Here is a 23,382-nt window from a genome sequence, read left to right as displayed (position 1 = left end):
GCCGGGGCGCGGCGGCGAGTCCCGGCCGGCCGCACGGGTGCGGGTCGCCGGGCTCCCCGCCGGCCGGTCCCCAGGGTCCCGGCGTGGAAAGCCCGGGACATGCGGCACAGATCAACTCGGGCGTCTAGATTGCGTCTTGAACGGCGCACCTCTCTTCAGGCATCCAGGAGCTGAACCCACGTGACCGACAACCCGGCAGCCACCAACGACGTGGCCGTGTCGCTGCGCGCCCGTATCAACACCGGCCAGCCGCACACGGCCCGGATATGGAACTACTGGCTCGGTGGCAAGGACAACTACGAGGTCGACCGCGCGGCCGGCGACCAGATCCGCCGGCTCCACCCGGGCATCGGGGAGTACGCGCGCGCCGACCGGCTGTTCCTGGGCCGGGCCGTGCGCCACCTGGCCGGCGAGCTCGGCATCCGCCAGTTCCTGGACATCGGTACCGGGCTGCCCACCGCCGACAACACGCACGAGGTCGCCCAGCGCGTCGCGCCGGACGCCCGGATCGTGTACGTCGACAACGACCCGCTCGTCCTCGCGCACGCCCGCGCCCTGCTCACCAGCACGCCCGAGGGCCGGACCGACTATCTGGACGAGGACCTGCGCAACGTCGACGCCATCCTCGAACACGCATCGAAGACGCTGGACTTCAGCCGGCCCGTGGCGCTGATACTGCTCGGCGTGGTCATCTTCATCGGCGACGACGAGGATCCGTACGGCCTGGTACGGCAGTTGACGGACCGGCTGCCCTCGGGCAGCCATCTGGTGCTGTCGCACACCATCACCAGCCCGTCGATGCCGGACGTGGACGAGGCCGTCAAGTTCTGGAACGAGCACGGCACTCCGAAGCTGACCCAGCGCAGGCCCGAGGACGTCACCCGCTTCTTCGACGGTCTCGAGCTGCTGGAGCCCGGCGTGGTGTCCTGCTCGCGCTGGCGCCCGGAGGACGGCGAGGGCCCCGAGCCGGAGGAGGTGGCCATGTTCGGCGGGGTGGCGCGCAAGGCCTGACGGCACCCGCGTGAGCCGGCGGCGGGTGCGGCTCGAGAAGATCACCGCCGCCGGTGAACACCACCGGGCCGGGGCACGTACTGAGGGTCGGGCGCTCGACGACCGGAGGGCCCCGTGGTGCCGGTAGGGGCATCGCGCGTTCGGGTTCGGGAGCCATGCATGAGGCACGCACGACGACGGGTCGTCCGGCGAGTGACACGCCTGGCGGCGGTCGGCGGACTCCTCCTGGGAGGTGCGATGGTCGCCCAGGCGGCCATGGCGAGCGAGACTCCCCCGGCGTCCGCCAGGACGCTCAGCTCGGCCGGGACGGCCGGTGGCACGGGCGCGGCACTGGTCGCGAAGCTCGGATCGGCACGGACGGCGGGCAGCTGGATCGGCGACGACGGGCGGCCCGTCGTCGCGGTGACCGACGCGCAGGCGGCGCAGACGGTACGCCGTGCGGGGGCCCGGGCGAAGGTCGTGTCGCACAGCATGAACGAGCTCAAGTCGGCCACCGTCACGCTGCGTTCGGCGCCCCGTGTGGCGGGCACCGCCTGGTCGATGGACTACCGGACCAACCGGATCGTGGTGCAGGCCGACCGTACGGTGTCGGCCGACGACTGGTCCCGGATGAGCCAAGTCGCCGCGAGGATCGGCACTTTCGTGCAGATGGAGCGCACGAACGGCAGGTTCACCACGCGCCTGAACGGGGCGCAGCCGATCCTGTCGACGGGCGGCCGCTGCTCGGCGGGCTTCAACGTGAGCAATGGGCAGAGCGACTTCATCCTGACCGCCGGCCACTGCGGGCCCGCCGGTTCGATCTGGTTCGCCGACAACCAGGGCAACCAGCAGCTGGGCAAGACGGTCAGCAGCAACTTCCCCGGCAACGACTTCTCGCTCGTCCAGTACAACTCCGGAAAGGCCGGCGAGGGTGCCGACGTGATCGCGATCGGCGGCGGCAAGGGGGTGCGGATCACCGGTGCGGCCGATCCGACGGTCGGGCAGCGGGTGTTCCGCAGCGGCAGCACCAGCGGGCTGCACGACGGCCAGGTGACCGGGCTGAACTCGACCGTGAACTATCCCGAGGGCACGGTCACCGGACTGATCGAGACCAACGTGTGCGCCGAACCGGGCGACAGCGGCGGCCCGCTGTTCTCCGAGGGCGTCGCGCTGGGCGTCACCTCGGGCGGCAACGGGGACTGCAAGACCGGCGGGACGACGTTCTTCCAGCCGATCACCAAGGCGATGGCGGCGCTGAACGTACGGCTCCTCGTGTCCGCTCAGAACGCGGGCGGCGCCCAGGGCGCGGCGCCCGCGCAGTCCGCCCCGGCCGGCCAGGGAGCGGTCGCGCCGAGCGCGGCCTCCCCCGGTTCCGCGGCGCCGGTCACGGGCGCCGCCGCGCAGGGCGAGACGCTGCTGGCGCGCCTGACGGACACCCGGAACGTCGGTCCCGGGCTGCTGGTCATCGCGGGGAGTCTGATCGCGCTGGTCGCGACCCGCTACATTCGCGCCGAGCAGGACCGCAAGGCGTACCAGCGGTACTACTCGGCGACGTGGGGCTGACGAGAGAGGTTTCGGGCGTCTGGTGCGGCTACGGAGTCGCCGCGGCCCACTCCATCACGAGGCGCTGGTACTCCGCGCGCTGCTCGGTGGTCAGTGTCCCGCCCGACCGGCGCCACAAGGCCCTGATCTCCTCGTTGACCTCGTCGGCCGATCGCTCGGAGACGGCTTCAACAGTGGTGGACATGCTGTGAAGCATATGCCGGACGACGTGAAGGCGCTGTGAGTAAGTGCACTCGATACGGACATTTCGGACCGTGTTACTCATCACGTCAATATGTCAAGCGGCGGCGGGAGTTCACGCCCGGTCCGCGCCGAGCACGAGCACCTGGATCGCCAACACCGCTGCTCCACGCGCCCAGTCGTGGAAGTCGGAGGTCTTGGTCTCCAGGCCGACCGGAGCGGCCTGCGGGTGCCGGTGTGCGGCGATGGTCTCGCGCACGGTGTCCCCCGCCGCATCCATGAGGCCCACACCTTCCCCGGCTAGCAGGATCTTCTGCGGCATCGCGAAGTTGGCGATCTGCGCGATCAGCACGCCCAGGGCCCGGGCGGCTTCGCCGATCACCCGGGAGGCCATGGGCTCTCCTGCGGCCGCGGCGGCGAGGATCTCCTCGTAGGTGGCGTCGCGGCCGGTGGCGGCGCGGATCTGGTAGCGGATGCTGGGGATGCCGAGCAGGGACACGGCACTGCCGCGCGCCCCGTCCGGGGTGAGCGGGCCGCTGGGATCGATGATCAGATGCCGGCCGAAGCCGCGGTCCTCCTCGGCGTAGGGCACCCGCTTGCCGCCGAGGACCAGCCCGTAGCCGAAGCCCGCGCCGATGGTGAGGACGACGAAGCGGTCGAGGCCGCGTCCGGCGCCGAACCAGGTCTCGGCCTCGACGAGGGCGGCCACGTCGTTCTCCACGACCACCGGCAGCCCGGTGCGCTCCCGGACCAGCTCGGCGAGCGGAACGTTCCGCCATCCCAGGAAGGGCGACTCACCCACCACCGCACGTTCACGCACCAGCCCGCCCACACCGATGCCGATGCCCGCGAGGGCGAGATGGCGTACGGCCGGTTCTGCGGCCATCTCCGCGAGCAGGTCGGCGACGGCAACGGGATCGTGGCTGGTCAGCGGCCGGTCGAGGCGGGCGATGACCTCGCTGCGCAGCGTGGTGACGACGCCGTGGACCATATCCTCGGTGATCTTGAAACCGAGGAAGGTGCGGGACTCGGCGACGACGTCGAGCGGCTGCGAGGGCCGGCCCTGGCGCGCCTGGGCCGGGGTACCCGCCTCCGGCACCTCCACCAGCAGGCCGGACTCGATCAGCGGCTTGGTCAGCCGGGTGAGGCTGCCCTGCGAGAGATCCAGCCTGCGGGCCAGCTCGGTGCGGGACAGCGGGCCGTGCACCAGGACCTCGATCGCCACGGAGCGTTCCCCCGGGCTCAGCGGCAGCCAGCTGCTCATGAAGTCCGACCCTTCCGTTTCTTTTGAGGTTGAAGCAACCACGTCACCTTACTGGGATCCCCTCCGCAGAAGTAAGCTCCGGTCGCCCTCTTGACGCTCTGATTGTTCTGAAGCAAAAGTAATCAGCATGACTTTCTCCCTCGGCATCGTCGGGGCCGGCCAGTTCTCCGGTCAGTTCGCCTCGCTGTTCCAGGCCCATCCCGGCGTCGGCGAGGTCCACATCACCGACCTGCTGCCCGAGCGGGCCGAGCAGCTGGCCGCCGCACACGGGCTCGCGGGCACGTTCCCGTCGTACGAGGCCATGCTGGAGTCGCCGGCGGTCGACGCGGTCGCGATCTTCACACAGCGCTGGACGCACGGCCCGCTGGTCCTGCAGGGCCTGAACGCGGGCAAGCACGTGTACTCGGCGGTGCCGATGGCGATCACCACGGAGGAGATCGCGGCGATCATCGACACGGTCAGGGCGACCGGTCTGACGTACATGATGGGCGAGACCAGCCAGTACAACCCGGCGACCGTGCACGCCCGCAACCAGATCGCCGAGGGCGCCTTCGGCCGGCTGTTCTACGCCGAGGGCGACTACGTCCACGACATGGACCTCGGCTTCTACGACGCCTACCGGTACAGCGGCGGGGAGAACTGGGAGGCGACCGCCAGCTATCCCCCGCTGCTGTACCCGACGCACTCGGTCGGCGGGGTGCTGGGCGCCTGGCGGACGCACGCCGTGAGCGTCTCGGCGATCGGCGTACGGGACGAACGCGGTGACGGCGTCTTCGACCGTTCGGTCAGCCAGTTCGACAACGACGTCTCCAACGCGACCGCGCTGTTCGAGGTGGCGGGCGGCGGCTCGTTCCGTACCAACGAGTTCCGGCGGGTCGGCTACCCCTCGCACATCCGCGAGTCCCGTTTCCGGTTCTTCGGGACGGAGGCGAGCATGGAGCAGCTGGCGACGGTGGCGCTGTGGCAGGACAAGAACGGCGTGAAGGACATCAGCGAACTGCTGGAGCCCAAGCCGACCCTGTCGCCCGACGATCCGTCGCTGCAGCACATCGCGCCGGAGCTGCGGGCCGCCTTCACCTCCGGGTCGGCGCCGGTGCACGACCGCGCCCGGCTGCCGCGGGAGTTCGACCAGCTGCACAACGGGCACGAGGGCAGCCACCACTTCCTGGTGGACGACTTCGTCACCGCGGTCGGCACCCGCACACTTCCGTCGGTGAACGCGTGGGTGGCCGCCCGCTACACCCTGCCGGGCATCGTCGCGCACGAGTCCGCGCGGCAGGGCGGAGTCCGGCTGGAGATCCCCGACTTCGGGGACGCGCCGGACAACTGAGGCCGGTGAGCGGGCGCCCGGGCCGGCTCAGGTGCCCGGCTTGCGGCCGTACACGAAGACGTCGTCGCCCGTCCTCAGCAGCGACCAGTACTTCTTGGCGTCCTTCGTGGTCATGTTGACGCAGCCGTGGGAGCCCGGCGGGTTCCACATGCTGAGGTTGACGGAGTGGAAGGCCTGACCGCCGTCGAAGAACTGGCTGTAGGGCATCGGCACGTCGTAGATGTCCGAGACGTGGTCGATGTCCCGCCAGTAGATCTTCTTCAGGCCGGTACGGGTCTCGTACTTGTCACGTCCGGTGCGCACCGGCACGGGCCCGTAGACCAGCTTGTCGCCGTCCTGGATCCAGCTCAGCTGGAGCGACAGGTTCACGCAGGCGATACGGCCCTTGTTCACCGGGCACTTGCCGTCCTTGTTCGGGTTGTTCCCGACGGCCTTCTGCTTGTTCATCAGGTCCATCACGCCCCAGGTGACGGGCCCGGCGTAGCCGATGGCGGGCGTGATGCCGTGCTTGTTCTGGAAGGCCTGGATGGCCCTGCAGTCGGTGGTGGACTGCTTTCCGTCGACCGGGCGGCCGAGGAACTTCTCCACCTGCTTCTGGTAGGGCCCCGTCTGCGTGGTGCAGCTCGCGGCCTGGGCCGGTGCCGCGGTGAAGGCGAGCGTGAGCGGCGCCACCAGTGCGGTGACGCCGAGCGCGACGACACCTCGTCTGCGTATGTCCCCCATGCCGACCCCTTCCCCTTCTCCCCTGTGTTCCCGGGGATTCCCCGGGTGGTCCCCTTCGGATTCCCGCGCTCTCGGCCTACTAGACCCGCCGGCCGAGCCGACGGTTGTAGTTCCGGCCACGCTGTGACGGAACGGTGAACTTCGTCGCCGCTTCGTCGTCACGCGGGGACCGGGTCAGGCAGTTTCGGGACTCCCCGAGCACGCGCGCAGGAGGCCCACCGCCCGCGTCAGCGTCTCCTTCGTCGCCGTGAACGGCAGGCGCAGATGGCGGGTGAGGGTGGTGCGGTCGGCGGCGAAGTGCGGGCCGGGGGTCACGGCGAGCCCGCGTGCGGCGGCCCGCGCCGCGAGTTCGGTGGCGCTCGTGCCCGCGCCGAGACGCACCCACAGGGTCAGGCCGCCGTCCGGGACGGTGTACGTCCATCCGGTCGCGGTGAGCAGGCCGGCGAGGTGGTCGCGCTGGGCGCGCAGCCGGTCGCGGCGGTCGGCGAGGAGGTCCGGGAGCGGTACGCCGAGGAGTTCGGCGGCGATGAGCTGCTCCAGCGGGGGCGGGGAGAGCTGGGCCTGGAGCGGGTTCAGCCGCAGCTGTCGTACGAGCTCCGCGGCCGCCCTGATCCAGCCGATCCTGAGGCCGCTCCACAGGGTCTTGCTCGCCGAGCCGATCTGGATCACCCGGGCCCCGGCGAGGTGGGGTTCGGTGCCGGGCGGTGTCCTCAGGTCCAGGTCGCGCATCGTCTCGTCGGCGAGGACGGTCATCCCGTACCGGTCGGCGAGTGCGGCGGTCGTACGGCGCGTCGCCGCGTCCATGTGCGCGCCGGTCGGGTTGTGGAAGTCGGGCATCAGGTAGGCGAGTCGGGGACCGTGGCGGCGTACGGCGTCCGTGAGGCGGGCGATGTCCCAGCCGCCGGGTGCCGTGACGGGGACGGCCAGCAGACGGGCGCGGCGGGCGCGCAGGACCGCGAGGGCGCCGGGGTAGGTGGGGTTCTCCACCACGACGGGCGAGCGGCGGTCGGTGTGGAGGTGGTCGAGGAGCAGGGTGAGGGCCGCCTGGGCGCCCGCGGTGACGAGGATCTGCTCGGGGCGGGTGGCGAGGCCGGCCCGGGTGTAGCGGTCGGCGAGCAGTTCGCGCAGGCGGGGCAGGCCGGCGCCGGTGACGCCGGAGTCGACGAGCAGGGCCGCGCCGCGTTCGGCGGCATGGGCGAGGGCGGTGCGGAAAGCCTCATGGGGTGCGGCGGTGACGGCGAGGGTGAGGTCGAGGTCGGCGCCCGGGGCGCCGCCCCGGTCCTGGGACCAGGGCGTGGTGCGTTCCGTGAGCCGGGCGGGCAGGCGGACCACGCTGCCGCTGCCCTGCCGGGTGGCCAGCCAGCCGTCGTCGCGCAGCAGGGTCAGCGCGGCAACCACCGTGCCGCGGCTCAGGTGCAGGATGCGGGCGAGTTCCCGCTCCGAGGGCAGCCGGGAGCCGGCCGGGAGCCGCCCGTCGACGACCGCCTCGCGCACCGCCGTGGCGAGGGATCGGGCGCGGGGGCCGGGCCGGGCACTCCAGTCACCGAGCGCGGCGACGAAACCTGTGTCCACTGGTCCAGTTTCGCTCAAGTGGACCAGTCATACGGGCGCGCGTCGAGCCTACGCTGCGGCTCATGCACCCCACACTCGCCGGCGATCTCTCCCGGCTCCCCGAACTCCTGCAGTCCGCCCGTGACTTCGCCGCCGGCGAGGTGGCGGGCCTGGCCGAGCGGCCGGTCGCCGCACCCGGCCGGCCGCCCGGGCGTGCGCCCCTCCCGGACGACGGCGCGGGCGGCGCGGGCGCCCTCGCGCGGTTCGCCGAGCGGTGGGCGCCGGGCTTCTCCGGCTCGGCCGGGCCCCGCTACCTGGGCTTCGTCACCGGCGGCGCGACCCCCGCGTCGGTCGCCGGCGACTGGCTGACGTCCGCGTTCGACCAGAACGTGTCCGGGGCGGTCGGCTCCTGGGCGGCGGAGCTGGAACGGGAGACCGTGGCGTGGCTGCGCGAGCTGTTCGGGCTGGGCGAGGCGCACAGCGGGGCGTTCGTGACCGGGGCGACGGTGTCCAACACCGTCGGTCTCGCGATCGCCCGCGAGTGGCTCGGCGAGCGGCTCGGGGTGGACGTCTCCCGGGCGGGCGCCGCCGCGCTCGGCCCGGTCGACGTGCTCTCCGGCAGTCCGCACTCCAGCGTGGTGAAGGCCCTGTCGGTGCTGGGCATCGGCCGGGACCGGCTGCGGCGGGTCCCGCTGCTGCCGGGCGGCCGGGAGGCCGTGGACGTGGCCGCGCTGGAGACTGCGCTGGCGGAGCTCGGCGGGCGGCCCGCGATCGTCGTCGCGAACGCGGGGACCGTGGACACCGTCGACTTCGACGACCTGCGGGCGATCGCCGCGCTGAAGGAGCGCCACGACTTCTGGCTGCACGTGGACGCCGCGTTCGGCGGCTTCGCCGCCCTCTCCCCCGAGTACGCGGCTCTGGTCGACGGGCTGGACGCGGCCGACTCGGTCTGCGTGGACCTGCACAAGTGGCTCAACGTGCCCTACGACGCGGCCGTCCAGTTCACCCGCCGCCGCGACCTCCAGGTGGCGGTCTTCCACAACGCCTCGCCGTACCTGGGCCTGCCCACCGGTGAGCCTGACTTCCTGCATCTCACCCCGGAGAACTCCCGGCGGCTGCGCGCCCTGCCGGCCTGGTTCTCCCTGGTGGCCTACGGCCGTGCCGGGCACCGCGAGATCGTCGAGCGGAACATCGCCCTCGCCCGTCGGCTGGGCGAGGGTGTCGACGCCCTGCCGGGCCTGCGTCTGCCGGCCCCGGTCCGGCTCAACGTCGTCTGCTTCACGCTCGCCGGGGAGAAGCCGGCGCAGGAGCGGGTGGCCGCGCTGGCGCGGGCGGTCGCCGAGTCCGGGGAGGCCTTCGTGACGCCGACCGTGTACGGCGGGGTGCCCGCGCTGCGGGCCGCGTTCAGCAACTGGCGCACCTCGGAGGCCGACGTCGACCGGGTCCTGCACGTGCTCGCGGCGGCTACCGGCTGACGGCTCAGGACTGTTCGACAGCCGTGCGGAACCCGCTCTGTACGGCGGTGGGGCCGCCGTCGGCCACCAGCGTGGTGCCGGTGGTCCGGGCGGCGTCGCGGCAGGCGAGGAGGCGCGGTTCACCGGTATCCGGTCACGTCCGCCGGCTTGCCCGGGTCCTGCACCTCGACCAGGTACCGCCAGGCGTCGGGACGGCTGCCGTCGAGGTCGGTGAACCCGTACTCCCGGGCGAGGCCGCCACTGGAGAGGGACTGCCCGTTGAAGCGGGCCACCTCGGGGTCGCCGGCCAGCGCGGCGACGGCGCGGCCGACGAAGCGGGGGGTCTCGGACACGGCGAAGTGCGGTTCGCGGTCGAGGGCGTCGCGCCAGTTGTCCTCGCGTACGCCGAAGGCGTCGAGCATGATCTCCGAGCGCATCCAGCCGGGTGTCAGCGCGAGGGCGGTGGCGCCGCGCGGGCCGAGTTCGTGGCCGAGCGCGAAGGCCATGCGCAGCACGGAGGCCTTGGCGAGGTCGTAGAAGAGGTTCACGCGGTAGGTGTCGCGGTTGTACTCGGCGGTGCCGTCGGTGACCTCCACGACCAGGCCGCCCGGGTGACGCAGCAGGAGCGGCAGCGCGAAGTGGCTGGTGACGGCGTGCGTTTCGACGGCGAGCCGGAGCAGCCGGAGCCCGTTGTCGAGGTCGTGCTCCCACACCGGTGTGTCCCACTCGAAGAGCTTCTCGCCGCCCCAGATGTCGTTGACCAGGAGATCCAGGCGGCCCTGTTCGTCCGCGACACGGTCCACGAGGGCCCGTACCGCGGACTTGTCCAGGTGATCGACGGGGACGGCGATGCCGTGTCCGCCCGCCGCCGAGACGAGGTCGGCGGTGTCCTCGACGGTCTCGGGGCGGTCGTACTCGGAGCGCCGGGCGCGGGTGCTGCGTCCGGTGACGTAGACGGTGGCCCCGGCCGCGCCGAGTTCCACGGCGATGCCCCGCCCCGCGCCCCGGGTCGCCCCTGCGACCAGCGCCACCCTGCCTTCCAGCGGCCCCGACATGTCCGACCTCCCGTGCGGTTCGACTCTCATCGTCGACCACTCTCACGGCAAAGCCGGACATCTCCTGTCGCCTTTTCTCAGCGGTGCGGTTTTGTCAGTGCCCGCGTCCGATCCACTCCTCCAGGTGGGGTGCTTCGGCGCCGATCGTGGTGGAGTCGCCGTGTCCGGTGAGGACCTTGGTCTCCGGCGGCAGCGTGAGGAGCCGGTCGCGGATGGACTCGATGATCGTCGGGAAGTGGGAGTACGAGCGTCCCGTGGCGCCGGGGCCGCCCTGGAAGAGAGTGTCGCCGCTGAAGACGACACCGAGCCCGGGGTCGTACAGGCAGACGGCGCCGGGGGCGTGGCCCGGGGTGTGCAGGACGGTCAGGTCGGCGCCGGCGGCCTCGATGACCTGGCCGTCGGCGAGATGGCGGTCGGGGTCCCGGAGGGGGTGGGTGAGCTTCCACAGCGGCAGGTCGTCCGGGTGGAGCCAGATGGTGGCGCCGGTGAGGTCGGCGAGAGCGGGGGCCGCGTCGATGTGGTCGTTGTGGGCGTGGGTGCACAGGATGGCGGTGAGCCGGCGGTCGCCGACGGCGCGGGCGATGGCCTCGGCGTCGTGGGCGGCGTCGATGACGACCACCTCGTGATCGTCGCCGACGATCCACACGTTGTTCTCCACGTCCCAGGTGCCGCCGTCGAGGGTGAACCGGCCCGCGGTGACGAGACGTTCGATGCGGGCGGTCATCACAGCACCACCACCGAGCGCAGCACGTCGCCCTGGTGCATCCGCTCGAACGCCTTCTCCACCTCGTCGAGCTGGATGGTCTCGGTGACGAACGCGTCCAGCGGCAGACGGCCCTGGAGGTGGAGGTCGATCAGCATCGGGAAGTCCCGGGAGGGCAGGCAGTCGCCGTACCAGCTGGACTTGAGCGCGCCGCCGCGCCCGAAGACGTCCAGCAGCGGCAGTTCCAGCTTCATCTCGGGGGTGGGGACGCCGACGAGGACGACGGTGCCGGCCAGGTCGCGGGCGTAGAAGGCCTGCTTGTACGTCTCGGGCCGGCCGACCGCCTCGATGACGACGTCGGCGCCGAATCCGCCGGTCAGCTCGCGGATGGCCTCGACCGGATCCGTCTCCTTGGAGTTGACCGTGTGGGTGGCGCCCAGCGTACGGGCCTGCTCCAGCTTGCGGTCGTCGATGTCCACGGCGATGATCCGGGCCGCGCCCGCGAGGTTCGACCCGGCGATGGCCGCGTCACCGACGCCGCCGCAGCCGATGACGGCGACCGAGTCGCCCCGGCCGACGCCACCGGTGTTGATGGCGGCGCCGATGCCGGCCATCACGCCGCAGCCGAGCAGCCCGGCAACGGCCGGGGAGACGGCCGGGTCGACCTTGGTGCACTGTCCGGCCGCCACCAGCGTCTTCTCCGCGAAGGCGCCGATGCCGAGCGCCGGCGACAGCTCCGTGCCGTCGGTCAGGGTCATCTTCTGCGTCGCGTTGTGGGTGTTGAAGCAGTACCAGGGGCGGCCGCGCAGACAGGCCCGGCAATTGCCGCAGACGGCACGCCAGTTCAGGATCACGAAGTCACCGGGTGCCACGTCGGTGACTCCCTCGCCGACCGACTCCACCACACCGGCGGCCTCGTGGCCGAGCAGGAAGGGGAAGTCGTCCGAGATGCCGCCCTGTTTGTAGTGCAGATCGGTGTGACAGACACCGCAGGCCTGGACGCGTACGACGGCTTCGCCGGGCCCCGGGTCCGGGACCACGATCGTCTCGACCCGTACGGGCTCGTCCTTCCCCGGTGCGATCACGCCGCGTACTTCCTGCGCCATGGCCTGGCCCCTTTTCCTCGATGTGCCTTCGGAGCCGACCCTACGCGCGCGGGCCCGTCGACCGCATGGACCACGGCGGCGGAAGTGGATCTTTCGGCCGCCGCCGCTTCGCCGGGGCGGGCAGCGGTGAGGGCCGTCCCGGCCGGGACGGCCCTCGGCTGCGTGGGGCGCTCAGGCCTGGACGGCGGGCAGCAGACCGGTCACGGGCGCGACGAGGTCGGTGAGCTGGTGCAGTTCGTTCAGCTTCTGCAGTTCGCTCACCTGGTTCAGTGGGCGGAGCTGGTCCGAGACCCGCGGGATCTGTCCCTGGTGCTCCGCGGGGAGTTCACTGACGGCGAGCGAGTCCACCATGGTCATCGGGTTGATCTGCCCGGAGTTCGATGCGCTCGCGTCGGCCGCGTTCGCCAGCGGCGCGGCGAGGCCCGTGACACCGACGGCCAGACCGACGGCGGCGACGATACGTCGTGTTGAGATCATGCCCTCAGCAACGGCGGCGGGCCCCGCCCGGACACGGCCCCGGGCCGCCGCTCACCCGTCAGGCGGACCGCCTCGGCTGCGCTTGCCGTTGCCGCCGGTGCGGAGGAGTCTCGGAGGTGGGGCCCGTGCGGCCTGTTGCCGCCGGGCCATGGGTGCCTTAAGGAGGTCACCATGGGCGCTGCGACAGGCTCCGCCTTCGACACCGAGACACTGCGCCGGGGCATAGAAGGGAACACAGGGAACTCCCTGCTCGCCCTCTACGCGGACGACGCCGAGATCCGCATCATCGACCGCAACTCCCAGCCCAGTCATCCCAAGGTCCTGCACGGCCGGCGCGAGATAGCCGAGCTGCTCGACGACGTCTACAGCCGCGACATGACGCACAAGCTGGACCACTGCGTCATCCAGGGCGACCGCGCCGCCTTCTCCGAGTCCTGCGAGTACGAGGACGGCACGCGTGTCCTCGCCGAGTCCATGATCACTCTACGTGACGGGAAGATCGCCGAACAGATTCTGATCCAGGCGTGGGACGAGTAGGCAGGAAGGTCGCCAGGGTCCAGGTCACCTCCCGGCTGACCTGGACCTTCTCGGCCCGGGCGACGTTGGGCCGGGCGCGTGGCCGCTCTCGGCTGCCAGGACCAGCTTCCGCAGCAGGTCTGCGAGTGACCGCCGCTCTTCTTCGGTCAGCGCTGCGAGCAGCGCACCCTCACCCGCGTCCTCCGCTGCCGCATGCGCCTCGAACGCGGCGTGCCCGGCCTCGGTGAGCCGTACCCGCACCCTCCGGCGGTCACCGGTCTCGTGGGTACGGGTGATCAGCCCGGCCTCCTCGACGGCCCCGAGCCGCGCCGACAGCGCTCCCCGGGTCAGCCCGAGCCGTTCGGCGAGCTGCGAGGGACTCGACTCGTACGGCGGCCCGGACCTGCGCAGCATCAACAGCACCTTGTACTGCCAGTACTTGAGGCCGTCGGAGTCCAGCACGTCCCGGCGGGCCTGTGCGGTGTGCCGGCCGAGGATCGCCAGCCGCGCGACGATCGCCTCCTTGACCGGGTCCAGCCAGTCCAGCTCGCGCGCCCAGACGGCCACGTGCCGGTCCACCGAGTCCTGCACTGTCTGCCTCCCGCAGTGGTTTTCTTGTGGATCATTTTTTGCCCAATTACCTTGCCCGGCATGACCTCTGCACCGCACGCATTCGTCGATATCGATGAACTCCTCCTCGCAGTACGTGAGTTGAGTGTCACTGCCCGCTGGGAGCAGGCCGCGCGACTGCTCGGCGCGGCCGCCACCGACGACCCCGCCGCTCGCGCGCGGATCACCCGGGCCGCGGCCGAAGTCGCTCTGGACCGTGACTGGTTCGCGGGGACGGACACCGCGGCCGAGCGGCTGGAGGCGGCGGAGAAGGAGTTCCCGGACGGCGACTGGGACACCGGCTTCCTCCGGCTCAGGCACACTTACGGCCGGCTGCTCCTGGTCGACGGCACCCTGCGCATCGGCCCGGACGGCAAGGACCCGCAGGCGCTCGCCGCGCTCCTCGACCGGGCGCGGGAGCTGCACGACAGCGCCCCGGACGAGGTGCGGCGGGGCTGGGCGGCGATGTACCGGGGGCTGATCACGGAGAACCACTTCGCCGAGCGGGCGACCGCCGCCGGGCACTACACGGCCGCGCTGCGCGCCGGGGAAGCCGGCGCGGACGGTCTGCTGGCCCGCGAGGCGCTGCGGCATCTCGGCGACCACGACCACGATGCCGGTGACGGCGAGCGGGCCGGGGAACGCTGGCGGCGGGCCACCGCGCTGGGCGCCCGGGCCGGTACGGTGCCGGGCACCCTCTCCCAGCAGTTGCTGCTGGCCGTGCTGGCCCGGGACGCTGGCGACGAGGCGGGCGCCGTCGCGCTGGCGACGGAGATCGTCCGCTGGGCCGGGGCGATCGGCGCGGACCGGCTGGCCGCGCAGGCGGACGCCTTCCTCGCCGGGGCGGATCCCACGGCACCGGGGCCCACGGACGCGGACTGAGCGCAGCCCGCACTCTCGGTTAGGCTGTGGGCGGGCCGTGACTGGCGCTGAGGTGGATCACCACCGGGGAGCGGCCCGTGGAGCATGCCGCGCGCCTGGGCGATGAAGGTCAACCCAGCTCAGGAGTGCAGATGACACAGGCCCGGCTCATGGACGGCACCGCCCTCGCCCGCCGCATCGTCGAGGAGACCGCGAAGAAGGCCGCCGATCTCACCGAACGGACGGGCAGCGCGCCCTGTCTGGCCACGGTGCTGGTCGGCGAGGACCCGGCGTCCGTCACCTACGTCCGCATGAAGCAGAACCGCTGCCGCAAGGCCGGTATCGAGTCCCGGCACGTGGCGCTGCCCGCCGCCACGACCACCGCCGAACTCGTCGGCACGCTGCGGGAGTTGTCGGCCGATCCGGCCGTGCACGGCATCCTGCTCCAGCACCCGGTGGGCGACCACATCGACGAGCGGGCCGCGTTCGAGGCGATCGCGCCGGAGAAGGACGTCGACGGCGTCACCTTCGCCTCGTTCGCCACGATGAGCTTCGGCCTGCCGGGCTTCGTCTCCTGCACGCCCGGCGGCATCGTCCGGCTGCTGGACGAGTACGGCGTCGACCCGGCCGGGAAGCGGGCCGTGGTGGTGGGCCGCAGCGCGATCCTCGGCAAGCCGGTGGGCATGCTGCTCCTGGCCCGCGACGCGACCGTGACGTACTGCCACTCGCGCACCCGGGACCTGTCGGCCGCGGTCCGCGATGCGGACATCGTGGTCGCCGCCGTGGGCCGGCCGCGTCTCATCCGGGGCCAGGACATCAAGCCGGGCGCGGTCGTCGTCGACGCGGGCTACAACGCGGGGAACGTCGGCGACGTCGACTTCGACTCCGCCGTGGAGCGGGCCTCACTGATCACGCCGGTGCCGGGCGGTGTCGGTCCGATGACGATCGCCACGCTGCTGGAGCAGACCGCGGACGCCGCCGCCCGGCAGCTCGGGGTGTGATCAGCGCATCCAGGCGCGGTACTCCATGACGTCCCCGGCCTTGACCCGGTACTCGGGCTGGGCCCGGGTGAAGGTGGTCTCCATGCCGAGGACGGCGCCGGTGCGCGGCTCCAGGATCAGCATGCGGCGGACGCCCCCGGTGTCGTACACGTACGCGTGGCCGGGGCGGCCCAGGCGGTCGGTCACCTCGCCGGCCGGCCGCAGCCCCTCGGCCTCGGCGAACAGCCGGACGAGGGCCGCCGACTCGCGGGCACCCAGGGTCCAGTGGTCGAGCAGTTCCCCGACGGCTTCGAACAGTTCGGGGGTGCTGGGCGGGGCCTCGCTGCGGTTCACCTCGGGACGGACGATCTCGGTGAGGTAGGCCCGCAGCCCTGCCGCGGTGTGCGGCGGGGTTCCCTCGGGCGGGGCGTCGTTCCAGGCCGGCGGGTACGTGGTCCGGCTGATCACATGGCCGTCCGCCACCTCGTGCGGGTCGTCGCCCGCGTCCGTGAGGACCGGGCGGCCCGGCCTGCGCGGATCGGTCGCGACGACGAGTTCGGTGTGGCTGTCGTCCGCCCGCCAGCGCACCACCCGCTCCTCGGGGACCGTGACGGGGTGCTTGCCGTCGCTCATGCCGAGGCTCCACGACTGCACGTGTGTGCCCCTGCGCAGGCGCGGGGAGCCGCCCGACGCGGCCGCGTCGGCCAGGGCGACCATCTCCTTCAGGGGTACCGGCGTGGAGTGGAGGCGGACGGACAGCGGGCGCGGCGCGGCGACGGCCCGGGGTGTGCTCGGCCCGCCCAGCACGGCGTTGCCCGCGACCACCAGGACGACGGCGGTGGCGGCGAGGCCCCAGGCCAGCCGGGCCCGCGGGGTACGGACGGGGAGTGCAGGAAGCAGCCGGAGACGGCGCCTTGGGCGGTCCTCGTGCAGCAGCCGCTCCAGCTGCCGCTCGGCGCGGTGGTCCAGCGGCCCGTCGCCGAAGTGGGGGCCGTCGGCCGGCACCGGGTTGGCGCGGCGCAGGAGTTCGAGTTCGTCAGCCATGTCGGTGCTCCTCGCAGAGGGTCGCGTCGGCGGGGGCGGGCAGGGCTGCCGCGGTGGGCCGCATCCGGTCGATCTCGGCTCTCAGCCGGCGCCGGGCCCGGTGCAGGCGCATGACCGCCGCCCGTCTGCCGCAGTCCAGGGCCACCGCGATCTGCTCGGCGTCGAGTTCCTCCCATGCCGCGAGGCGGAGCACCTCCCGGTCCGCCGGGGAGAGCCGGGCCAGCGCCTCGTGCACCCAGGCGCCGGGGGCCTCCGCGTCGGGGCTGTCCACGATGTGCCGGCCGTGCGCCGCCTCGTCGTTGCCCAGCCGGTCCACCAGCCGGCGCCGCCGTCCGTAGCCGCGTACCGCGTTGGCCAGGCAGTTGCGTGCCACGCCGTACAGCCAGGGCAGCGGCGCCTCGGGCAGGTCGGACCGGCGGCGCCAGGCCACCGTGAACACCTCCGCCACCACTTCCTCCACCTCGTCGGCCCGCCCCTGCAGTCGCCTGGCGACATAGCGGCTGACCGCCCAGTAGTGCTCGCGATAGGCAGCGGCGAAGATCTCGTCGTTGCTCATGTTCGGTTCGTGTCCGGCACCCCCCGGATCGTCACACCCTCCTTGCGTGATGCTCGTCGCGCCGTCCGAGTGTGACCGACGGGCCGGGCGCGGACACAGGCGGGGCGTGAAGAGGATCAGAGACATCAGGGCCGTGCAGTGGCTGACGACCACCGATCACAAGACGATCGGAACGCTCTACTTGGTCACGGCGTTCGCGTTCTTCCTGATCGGTGGTGTGATGGCGCTGCTGATGCGCGCCGAGCTGGCCCGTCCGGGCCTGCAGATCATGTCGAACGAGCAGTTCAACCAGGCGTTCACGATGCACGGCACGATCATGCTGCTGATGTTCGCGACGCCGCTGTTCGCCGGTTTCGCGAACTGGATCATGCCGCTGCAGATCGGCGCGCCGGACGTGGCGTTCCCGCGGCTGAACATGTTCGCCTACTGGCTCTACCTGTTCGGCTCGACCATCGCCGTGGGCGGCTTCCTCACCCCGCAGGGTGCGGCCGACTTCGGCTGGTTCGCCTACTCCCCGCTGTCGGACGCGGTCCGCAGCCCGGGCATCGGCGCCGACATGTGGATCATGGGTCTGGCCTTCTCCGGCTTCGGCACCATCCTCGGCGCGGTCAACTTCATCACCACGATCATCTGCATGCGTGCCCCGGGCATGACCATGTTCCGCATGCCGATCTTCGTGTGGAACGTGCTGCTGACCGGTGTGCTCGTCCTGCTCGCCTTCCCGGTCCTCGCGGCCGCGCTGTTCGCCCTGGAGGCGGACCGTAAATTCGGTGCACATGTGTTCGACGCGGCAAACGGCGGAGCCCTGCTCTGGCAGCACCTCTTCTGGTTCTTCGGCCACCCGGAGGTGTACATCATCGCGCTGCCGTTCTTCGGCATCGTCTCCGAGGTCATCCCGGTCTTCTCCCGCAAGCCGATGTTCGGCTACATGGGTCTGGTCGCGGCCACCATCGCGATCGCCGGTCTGTCCGTGACCGTGTGGGCCCACCACATGTACGTCACCGGCGGTGTGCTGCTGCCGTTCTTCTCCTTCATGACGTTCCTGATCGCCGTTCCGACCGGTGTGAAGTTCTTCAACTGGATCGGCACGATGTGGCGCGGCAGCCTCTCCTTCGAGACTCCGATGCTGTGGGTGACGGGCTTCCTGGTGACGTTCGTGTTCGGTGGCCTGACCGGGGTGATGCTGGCCTCGCCGCCGCTGGACTTCCCGACCTCCGACACCTATTTCGTCGTGGCCCACTTCCACTACGTCATCTTCGGCACGGTGGTCTTCGCGATGTTCGCGGGCTTCCACTTCTGGTGGCCGAAGTGGACCGGCAGGATGCTGGACGAGCGCCTCGGCAAGATCACCTTCTGGACGCTGTTCATCGGCTTCCACGGCACGTTCCTCGTGCAGCACTGGCTGGGCGTGAACGGCATGCAGCGCCGGATCCCCGACTATCTGGCGGTCGAGGGGCTCACCACGCTCAACACGGTCTCGACGGTCTTCTCGTTCCTGCTCGGCTCGTCGATGCTGCCGTTCTTCTACAACGTCTGGAAGACGGCCAAGTACGGCGAGAAGGTCGACACCGACGACCCCTGGGGCTACGGCCGTTCGCTCGAGTGGGCGACCTCCTGCCCGCCGCCCCGGCACAACTTCCTCTCCCTCCCGCAGATCCGCAGCGAGTCGCCGGCGTTCGACCTGCACCATCCGCAGGTGGGACAGCAGGAGCGGGAGCTGACCGCGCGATGAGCACGGGAGAGGAACGGGCGCTCGTCCAGGAGATCGAGGGCCATCTGCTGCTCGCCGCCGCACAAGAGGAGGGCCGTACGGCCGCGGCCCGTGCGGCCGCCCGGCTCGGCTGGCTCACCGACACCCAACGGGACGACCTGGAGCGGCTCTTCGAGACGGAGTACCTGGCCCTGACCCGCACCTCGTGGCGGCGCACCGCCGAACGCGCCGAGGAGCTGCGGCACACGTACGAAGCCAGGTACCGGGCGCTGCGGCAGCGGCTGGTGGCCTGGTGCGTGCTGGGCTGCGCCCTGCTGGCGGCGGCGAGTCTGCTGGTGCTCGCCGCCTAGAAGGCTCATGAAGATCTTGTCGAGGGGCTGTCCGGTCCCGGGCCGGGCGGTCTCTCGGTCCATGGGCGGCGGGGGCGAGGTTCATCAGCCGGAGGAGGTCGAGGGCGGCTGCACCCGAATCGTCGTCCGCTGAGACGCCCAGCTCTCCGCCGACGGCGGAAGGTACATGCGTCGACGGGTTCAGTGGATCTCCGGGGCCCCGTGTGGGTGTCCGGGTAGCCTGGACTCATGGGAATGCGGGACACCGCGCTCCTGGGCACGTCGAGTGACGCGCCGGAACCCGCAGGTGACGTCTGCGTCGTCGTCGGCGAACACGGTTCGCTCCTCGGCTGGGGCCCCGCTGCGCAGCACCTTCTCGGATACTCCTCGTCCGAGCTCTGGGAGCTTCGCTGGGCCGATCTTGTCGAGCCCGGGACGGAGGCCGCCGAGCTCCTCGATCGCCGGCCCGACGGCCGGCCGATCGTCTTCTCGCCCGCTCGTCTGCGCCACAGCAGCGGCTCCCGAGTCGAGGCGAGGATCTGGGCACACGGCTTGGTCACACCAGCCGGTGCGCAGTGGCTCATCCAGGCCGAGCCCCTCGAGGACGCCCGCCGGAACGACCTCCGCCGCGCTCTGCTGCGGGGACTGTTCACCGAATCGCCGTACATCATCGATGTCTTCGACAGCGATCTGCGATTCCTCGGGCAGAACGAGTCCCGGAGTCGTTCGGGAGGCTTCGCCGACGAAGTCGTCGGCCGCACCATGCGGGAAGCGGCACCTTCTGGCCTGCTGGACGTCGACGCTCTGGAGGAGCGGCAGCGGCGGGTGCTCGACACCGGCCGGGCAAGCATCGGCGTCGAGGTGCGAGGTGGCATCCCGGAAGGCCCGGGCGGGGAATCCGTCTGGTCGGAGACCATCGTCCCGCTGCGCAGCGGCTCCGGTGACGTGGTCGGCCTGGTGCACTTGGTGATCAACGTGACCGAGGAGACCCGGGCGCGTGAGCGACTGGACCTGATCAACGAGGCGAGTGCCAGGATCGGAAGCAGCCTGGACGTCATGCAGACCGCGCAGGAGCTGACGGACGTGGCCGTGCCGCAGTTCGCCGACTACGCCTACGTAGATCTGCTCGACCCGGTTCTCGGTGGCAGGAACGCCGATGTCGGCCTCCTGGGCGAGGGGGCGCCACTGCGCCGGGCGGCGCACACGGTACGCGCCGGCGGACCGCTGGACACCAGGGTCGCCCGGGGAGAGATCGACCTGATCGCCTCCGCCCCCGAGTCCTCGGCCACCAAGGCACTGGCGGACGGCAACCATGTGCTGCTGACAGGCGACGAACTCTTCGAGGAGTTCATCAGTGACCCGGCTCGGGCCGCTCTGCACCGCAGTCGACGCGTCCACTCCTGGTTGCTGGTGCCGATGTACGCCAGGGGAGAGGCACTGGGCACGGTGACGTTCGCCAGATACCAAAGACTCCAGCCGTTCGAGGCCGATGACATTCTGCTGGCCAAGGAGTTCGCCGCGCGCGCCGGGGTGTGCATCGACAACGCCAGCCGCTACACCCATGAACGGTCCAGGGCCCTGGCCCTGCAGCGCAGTCTGCTGCCGCGGCGCCTCCCGGCACTGCGGTGTGTCGAGACGGCCTCGCGCTACCTGCCGGCGAACGGCCACACCGTACTGGGAGGCGCCTGGTTCGACGTCATCCGGTTGTCCAGCGCACGCGTGGGCCTGGTGGTCGCGAATGCCGTGGGCCAGGGGCTGCGGTCCGCGGTGACCATGAGCGCGCTGCGGACCGCCGTACGGACGCTGGCCGACCTGGATCTCTCGCCGGACGAACTGCTCACCGAACTCAATGAACAGATCAAGCGGTTCCACCACGAGCAGGGCGCCGGCAACGACGCCGTCGGAACGACCTGCACCTACGCTGTCTTCGACCCCCTCTCGCGGCACTGTGAGTTGGCCAGTGCCGGGCACCCGTCCCCCGCCCTGCTGCCGGAACTCGGCGAGGCCACTGTGATCGAGATGCCGGTAGGCCCTCCGCTGGGCACCGGCGGTGCGCCCTACGAGTGCGGTGGACTGACACTCGCCGATGGGGACCTGCTCGTCCTGGACACCATGGGCCTGGCCAACCTCGATGCGGGTGATGCCGGCACGGGCCTCGAACGGCTCCGTGACGTTCTGTCCGCGGCCCGTGCCGCCCGGCCGTCCCCGGCCGCGAGTACTCGCCAAGGGCTCGGTGAGTTCTGTGACGAGGTGCTGCGGCGGATGGTTCCCTGCCCCGCGCAGCAGGACATGGCACTGCTCGTGGCGCGGGTCCGCGGGCTCGAATCGGAACGCCATGTCACCTGGGACCTGCCGGCGGAGTTCGAGGTCGTCCGGAAGGCCCGGGAGCTGGCCGGACGGACGCTGCGGGACTGGGGCCTCGAGGAGATGCAATTCACCACCGAACTGCTGGTGAGCGAACTGGTCACCAACGCCGTCCGCTACGGCCTGCCCCCCATCCGGCTGCGGCTGATACGCGACCGCAACCTGATCTGCGAGGTGTCCGACCACAGCAGCACCTCCCCTCATGTGCGGCGGGCCCTGGACACGGACGAGGGAGGCAGGGGACTGTTCCTGGTCTCCCAGACGGCCGATCTCTGGGGCACCCGCTATCACGCGCGCGGCAAGTCCATCTGGGCGGAACAGTCCCTCCGCACGCCCCCTGGCGACTGAGAGCGGCTTCGAGCACCCAGGTCCAGGACTTCAGGTCCCGGACCACTTCTGGTTGTCACCGCCGTCGCAGTCCCAGAGTTCGGCCTGGGTGCCGTCGGTGATCGTGTTGTCGTGGATGTCGGCGCAGCGGCCGGACTGCTTGCCGGCAAGCAGGGTGCCGTCGGCGGCGGGGACGGGTTCCACCGTGAGCGTGCCCAGGGCGGGACCGCCGGTCACGGTCAGGGAGTTGGTGGATCCCTTGGTGACGTGGACCTGGACCGAGACCGTGCCCCGGGTGGACCCGGTGGGCGGGAAGGAGACGGTGGTGGCGGTCTGCCCGTTGACCTGGAGCGTGCCGGTGACGGCGGTGGACGACGTGTTGGTGCAGGCGAGGCCGGGCCGTTGGGCCGCCGCGCAGCGCGGCGCCGTCATACTGGCCGCCATGCGGGTTGCCATCATGACGGCGGGATCCCGGGGCGACGTGGCCCCCTACACCGGTCTCGGGTACCGGCTCGGCCGTGCCGGGCACCAGGTCACCCTGGTCACACACGGCTGCTTCGAGCCGCTGGTGGCGGGGTCGGGGGTGCGCTTCCACGCGCTGCCGGTCGATCCGCGCGCCGAGCTGGAGTCACCGCGGGGCCGGGGGCTGCATCGCAGCACCAGCGGCGCCGGAAAGCTGGTGCGGGTGGTCGACCTGGCCCGGCGGCTGGTCGGGCGGATGACCGACGACCTGGTGGCGGCGGGACGGCAGAGCGATGTGCTGCTGCTGTCGGCCTCGCTGGCGCCGCTCGGGCATGCCGTCGCCGAGGGGCTGCGACTGCCCAGCATGGGCCTCTATCTGCAACCGCTCGCCCCCACCGAGGAGTTCGCCCCTCCGGTGCTCGGTGGCGGCACGTTCGGGGCGCCGGTCAACCGCCTCGCCGGACACGGGGTGAACCTCGCCGTGGAGCGCGTCTTCGCGGCGACCGTGCCCACGGTCCGCGCCCGCCTCGGGCTGCCCCCGGTCGGCGCCGGCTCCGCCCGGCGCGCCCGGGAGCGGCGGCTGTGGCCGGTGCACCACGGTTTCAGCCCGCTGGTGGTGCCAAGGCCCCGGGACTGGCGGCCGGGCCTTGGCGTGTGCGGCTACTGGTGGCCGTACGACTCCGGGACCGGACTTCCGCACAGGCTGCGGGAGTTCCTCGACGCCGGACCGCCGCCGGTGTTCGTCGGGCTGGGCAGCGCCACCGTGCCGGACGCCGGCCGGCTGAGCGCGCAGGTCGTGGCGGCGCTGCGGCGGGCCGGGCTGCGCGGGGTGATCCAGCGCGGCTGGGGCGGCCTCGCGGCGGACGGCGACGACATGCTGACCGTCGATGAGGTACCGCACTCGGCGCTGTTCCCGCGGACGGCCGCCGTGGTCCACCACGCCGGGGCGGGCACCACCGCGGCGGGCCTGCGCGCCGGGGTGCCGGCCGTGCCGGTCCCGATCCAGTTCGACGAGGGATTCTGGTCCGCCCGGCTGGTGTCGCTGGGTGTCGCCCCGGCCGCCGTGCCGCTGCGCCGGCTGACCGTCGGCACCCTGTCCACGGCGCTGCTGCGCGCGACACGCGAGGGGTCGTACGCCGAGCGGGCCCGGGCGCTCGGGGAGCGGATCCGCGCCGAGGACGGGGTGGCGCCGGTGCTGGAGGCGGTGAACGCGCTGGGCGGCTGATC

The 23,382-nt window shown here is 71.8% G+C and carries 23 protein-coding genes and 1 riboswitch; of the genes, 11 read left to right on the top strand and 12 right to left on the bottom strand.

All coding sequences use genetic code 11. The features are described from left to right. Positions 1 to 180 precede the first annotated feature (180 nt). Positions 181 to 1,011: an SAM-dependent methyltransferase gene (locus FB157_RS21945; protein ID WP_145882248.1), complete on the top strand. Its 831-nt coding sequence runs from the start codon at positions 181 to 183 to the stop codon at positions 1,009 to 1,011. Between the two features lie 159 nt (positions 1,012 to 1,170). Further along, positions 1,171 to 2,553: a S1 family peptidase gene (locus tag FB157_RS21940; protein ID WP_145882246.1), complete on the top strand. Its 1,383-nt coding sequence runs from the start codon at positions 1,171 to 1,173 to the stop codon at positions 2,551 to 2,553. Positions 2,554 to 2,581: 28 nt separating this feature from the next. Here FB157_RS21940 and FB157_RS21935 read toward each other — a convergent pair whose 3' ends face one another. Both FB157_RS21935 and FB157_RS21930 read right to left on the bottom strand, forming a co-directional pair. Continuing rightward, a complete protein-coding gene (locus tag FB157_RS21935; protein ID WP_186581637.1) occupies positions 2,582 to 2,737 on the bottom strand; it encodes a hypothetical protein in 156 nt (51 codons plus the stop codon). A 111-nt stretch (positions 2,738 to 2,848) separates the two neighbouring features. Continuing rightward, the gene (locus FB157_RS21930; RefSeq protein ID WP_145882242.1) at positions 2,849 to 3,997 is read right to left on the bottom strand and encodes an ROK family transcriptional regulator; all 1,149 of its coding nucleotides are present in this window, start codon (positions 3,995 to 3,997) and stop codon (positions 2,849 to 2,851) included. A 127-nt stretch (positions 3,998 to 4,124) separates the two neighbouring features. Here FB157_RS21930 and FB157_RS21925 point away from each other — a divergent pair, with 127 nt between their 5' ends. After that, positions 4,125 to 5,327 carry a Gfo/Idh/MocA family protein gene (locus tag FB157_RS21925; protein WP_145882240.1) on the top strand — a complete coding sequence of 401 codons (1,203 nt, stop codon included), beginning with the start codon at positions 4,125 to 4,127 and terminating at the stop codon, positions 5,325 to 5,327. 27 nt (positions 5,328 to 5,354) lie between these two features. Here FB157_RS21925 and FB157_RS21920 read toward each other — a convergent pair whose 3' ends face one another. Together FB157_RS21920 and FB157_RS21915 are read right to left on the bottom strand one after the other, a co-directional pair. Further along, positions 5,355 to 6,050, bottom strand: coding sequence for a L,D-transpeptidase (locus tag FB157_RS21920; RefSeq protein ID WP_145882238.1), 696 nt, complete (start codon positions 6,048 to 6,050; stop codon positions 5,355 to 5,357). Positions 6,051 to 6,224: 174 nt separating this feature from the next. After that, positions 6,225 to 7,622 (bottom strand): PLP-dependent aminotransferase family protein, encoded by a 1,398-nt coding sequence (locus FB157_RS21915; RefSeq protein WP_145882236.1) that lies wholly within the window; start codon positions 7,620 to 7,622, stop codon positions 6,225 to 6,227. Positions 7,623 to 7,684: 62 nt separating this feature from the next. On the opposite strand from FB157_RS21915, the gene FB157_RS21910 reads away from it, so the two are divergent. Beyond that, positions 7,685 to 9,076, top strand: a complete 1,392-nt coding sequence (locus FB157_RS21910) for an aminotransferase class I/II-fold pyridoxal phosphate-dependent enzyme (RefSeq protein WP_145882234.1) — start codon at positions 7,685 to 7,687, stop codon at positions 9,074 to 9,076. A 119-nt stretch (positions 9,077 to 9,195) separates the two neighbouring features. Here the strand turns inward: FB157_RS21910 and FB157_RS21900 are convergent, their stop codons facing one another. The 4 genes from FB157_RS21900 to FB157_RS21885 form a co-directional block, all read right to left on the bottom strand. After that, positions 9,196 to 10,110, bottom strand: coding sequence for an SDR family oxidoreductase (locus FB157_RS21900; RefSeq protein ID WP_145882233.1), 915 nt, complete (start codon positions 10,108 to 10,110; stop codon positions 9,196 to 9,198). 94 nt (positions 10,111 to 10,204) lie between these two features. Continuing rightward, entirely contained in the window at positions 10,205 to 10,834 is a 630-nt protein-coding gene (locus FB157_RS21895) for an MBL fold metallo-hydrolase (RefSeq protein WP_145882231.1), read from the bottom strand. Further along, positions 10,834 to 11,919, bottom strand: coding sequence for an S-(hydroxymethyl)mycothiol dehydrogenase (locus FB157_RS21890; RefSeq protein WP_145882229.1), 1,086 nt, complete (start codon positions 11,917 to 11,919; stop codon positions 10,834 to 10,836). The genes FB157_RS21895 and FB157_RS21890 overlap by 1 nt, the downstream gene beginning before the upstream one ends. Positions 11,920 to 12,090: 171 nt before the next feature. After that, positions 12,091 to 12,396 carry a hypothetical protein gene (locus FB157_RS21885; protein WP_145882227.1) on the bottom strand — a complete coding sequence of 102 codons (306 nt, stop codon included), beginning with the start codon at positions 12,394 to 12,396 and terminating at the stop codon, positions 12,091 to 12,093. Between the two features lie 171 nt (positions 12,397 to 12,567). On the opposite strand from FB157_RS21885, the gene FB157_RS21880 reads away from it, so the two are divergent. Beyond that, entirely contained in the window at positions 12,568 to 12,933 is a 366-nt protein-coding gene (locus FB157_RS21880; protein ID WP_145882225.1) for a nuclear transport factor 2 family protein, read from the top strand. Between the two features lie 24 nt (positions 12,934 to 12,957). On the opposite strand, the gene FB157_RS21875 is transcribed toward FB157_RS21880, so the two are convergent. After that, on the bottom strand, positions 12,958 to 13,503 hold the full coding sequence (locus tag FB157_RS21875) for a MarR family winged helix-turn-helix transcriptional regulator (RefSeq protein WP_145882223.1): 546 nt from the start codon (positions 13,501 to 13,503) through the stop codon (positions 12,958 to 12,960). A gap of 60 nt (positions 13,504 to 13,563) precedes the next feature. On the opposite strand from FB157_RS21875, the gene FB157_RS21870 reads away from it, so the two are divergent. Continuing rightward, positions 13,564 to 14,403: a hypothetical protein gene (locus FB157_RS21870; RefSeq protein WP_145882221.1), complete on the top strand. Its 840-nt coding sequence runs from the start codon at positions 13,564 to 13,566 to the stop codon at positions 14,401 to 14,403. Positions 14,404 to 14,430: 27 nt separating this feature from the next. After that, positions 14,431 to 14,511, top strand: a riboswitch (ZMP/ZTP riboswitch). Positions 14,512 to 14,534: 23 nt separating this feature from the next. Beyond that, the gene (locus tag FB157_RS21865) at positions 14,535 to 15,383 is read left to right on the top strand and encodes a bifunctional 5,10-methylenetetrahydrofolate dehydrogenase/5,10-methenyltetrahydrofolate cyclohydrolase (RefSeq protein ID WP_145882220.1); all 849 of its coding nucleotides are present in this window, start codon (positions 14,535 to 14,537) and stop codon (positions 15,381 to 15,383) included. On the opposite strand, the gene FB157_RS21860 is transcribed toward FB157_RS21865, so the two are convergent. Together FB157_RS21860 and FB157_RS21855 are read right to left on the bottom strand one after the other, a co-directional pair. Further along, positions 15,384 to 16,406, bottom strand: a complete 1,023-nt coding sequence (locus tag FB157_RS21860) for a CU044_5270 family protein (protein WP_145882218.1) — start codon at positions 16,404 to 16,406, stop codon at positions 15,384 to 15,386. Further along, positions 16,399 to 16,962 (bottom strand): RNA polymerase sigma factor, encoded by a 564-nt coding sequence (locus tag FB157_RS21855; protein WP_145882216.1) that lies wholly within the window; start codon positions 16,960 to 16,962, stop codon positions 16,399 to 16,401. The genes FB157_RS21860 and FB157_RS21855 overlap by 8 nt, the downstream gene beginning before the upstream one ends. 106 nt (positions 16,963 to 17,068) lie before the next feature. On the opposite strand from FB157_RS21855, the gene ctaD reads away from it, so the two are divergent. From ctaD to FB157_RS21840, 3 genes are all read left to right on the top strand, one after another. Then, positions 17,069 to 18,694, top strand: coding sequence for a cytochrome c oxidase subunit I (gene ctaD / locus FB157_RS21850; RefSeq protein ID WP_145882214.1), 1,626 nt, complete (start codon positions 17,069 to 17,071; stop codon positions 18,692 to 18,694). Beyond that, positions 18,691 to 19,023 (top strand): hypothetical protein, encoded by a 333-nt coding sequence (locus FB157_RS21845; RefSeq protein WP_145882212.1) that lies wholly within the window; start codon positions 18,691 to 18,693, stop codon positions 19,021 to 19,023. The genes ctaD and FB157_RS21845 overlap by 4 nt, the downstream gene beginning before the upstream one ends. 228 nt (positions 19,024 to 19,251) lie before the next feature. Continuing rightward, positions 19,252 to 21,714, top strand: a complete 2,463-nt coding sequence (locus FB157_RS21840) for a SpoIIE family protein phosphatase (RefSeq protein ID WP_145882210.1) — start codon at positions 19,252 to 19,254, stop codon at positions 21,712 to 21,714. A gap of 30 nt (positions 21,715 to 21,744) precedes the next feature. On the opposite strand, the gene FB157_RS21835 is transcribed toward FB157_RS21840, so the two are convergent. After that, positions 21,745 to 22,137: an RICIN domain-containing protein gene (locus FB157_RS21835; protein WP_145882208.1), complete on the bottom strand. Its 393-nt coding sequence runs from the start codon at positions 22,135 to 22,137 to the stop codon at positions 21,745 to 21,747. 13 nt (positions 22,138 to 22,150) lie between these two features. Here FB157_RS21835 and FB157_RS21830 point away from each other — a divergent pair, with 13 nt between their 5' ends. Then, positions 22,151 to 23,380 (top strand): glycosyltransferase, encoded by a 1,230-nt coding sequence (locus FB157_RS21830; protein WP_145882421.1) that lies wholly within the window; start codon positions 22,151 to 22,153, stop codon positions 23,378 to 23,380. Positions 23,381 to 23,382 lie beyond the last annotated feature (2 nt).

It is taken from the genome of Streptomyces sp. BK340 (assembly GCF_007827595.1).
GTDB lineage: Bacteria > Actinomycetota > Actinomycetes > Streptomycetales > Streptomycetaceae > Streptomyces.
This window is presented reverse-complemented; position numbering and strand designations above follow the sequence as displayed.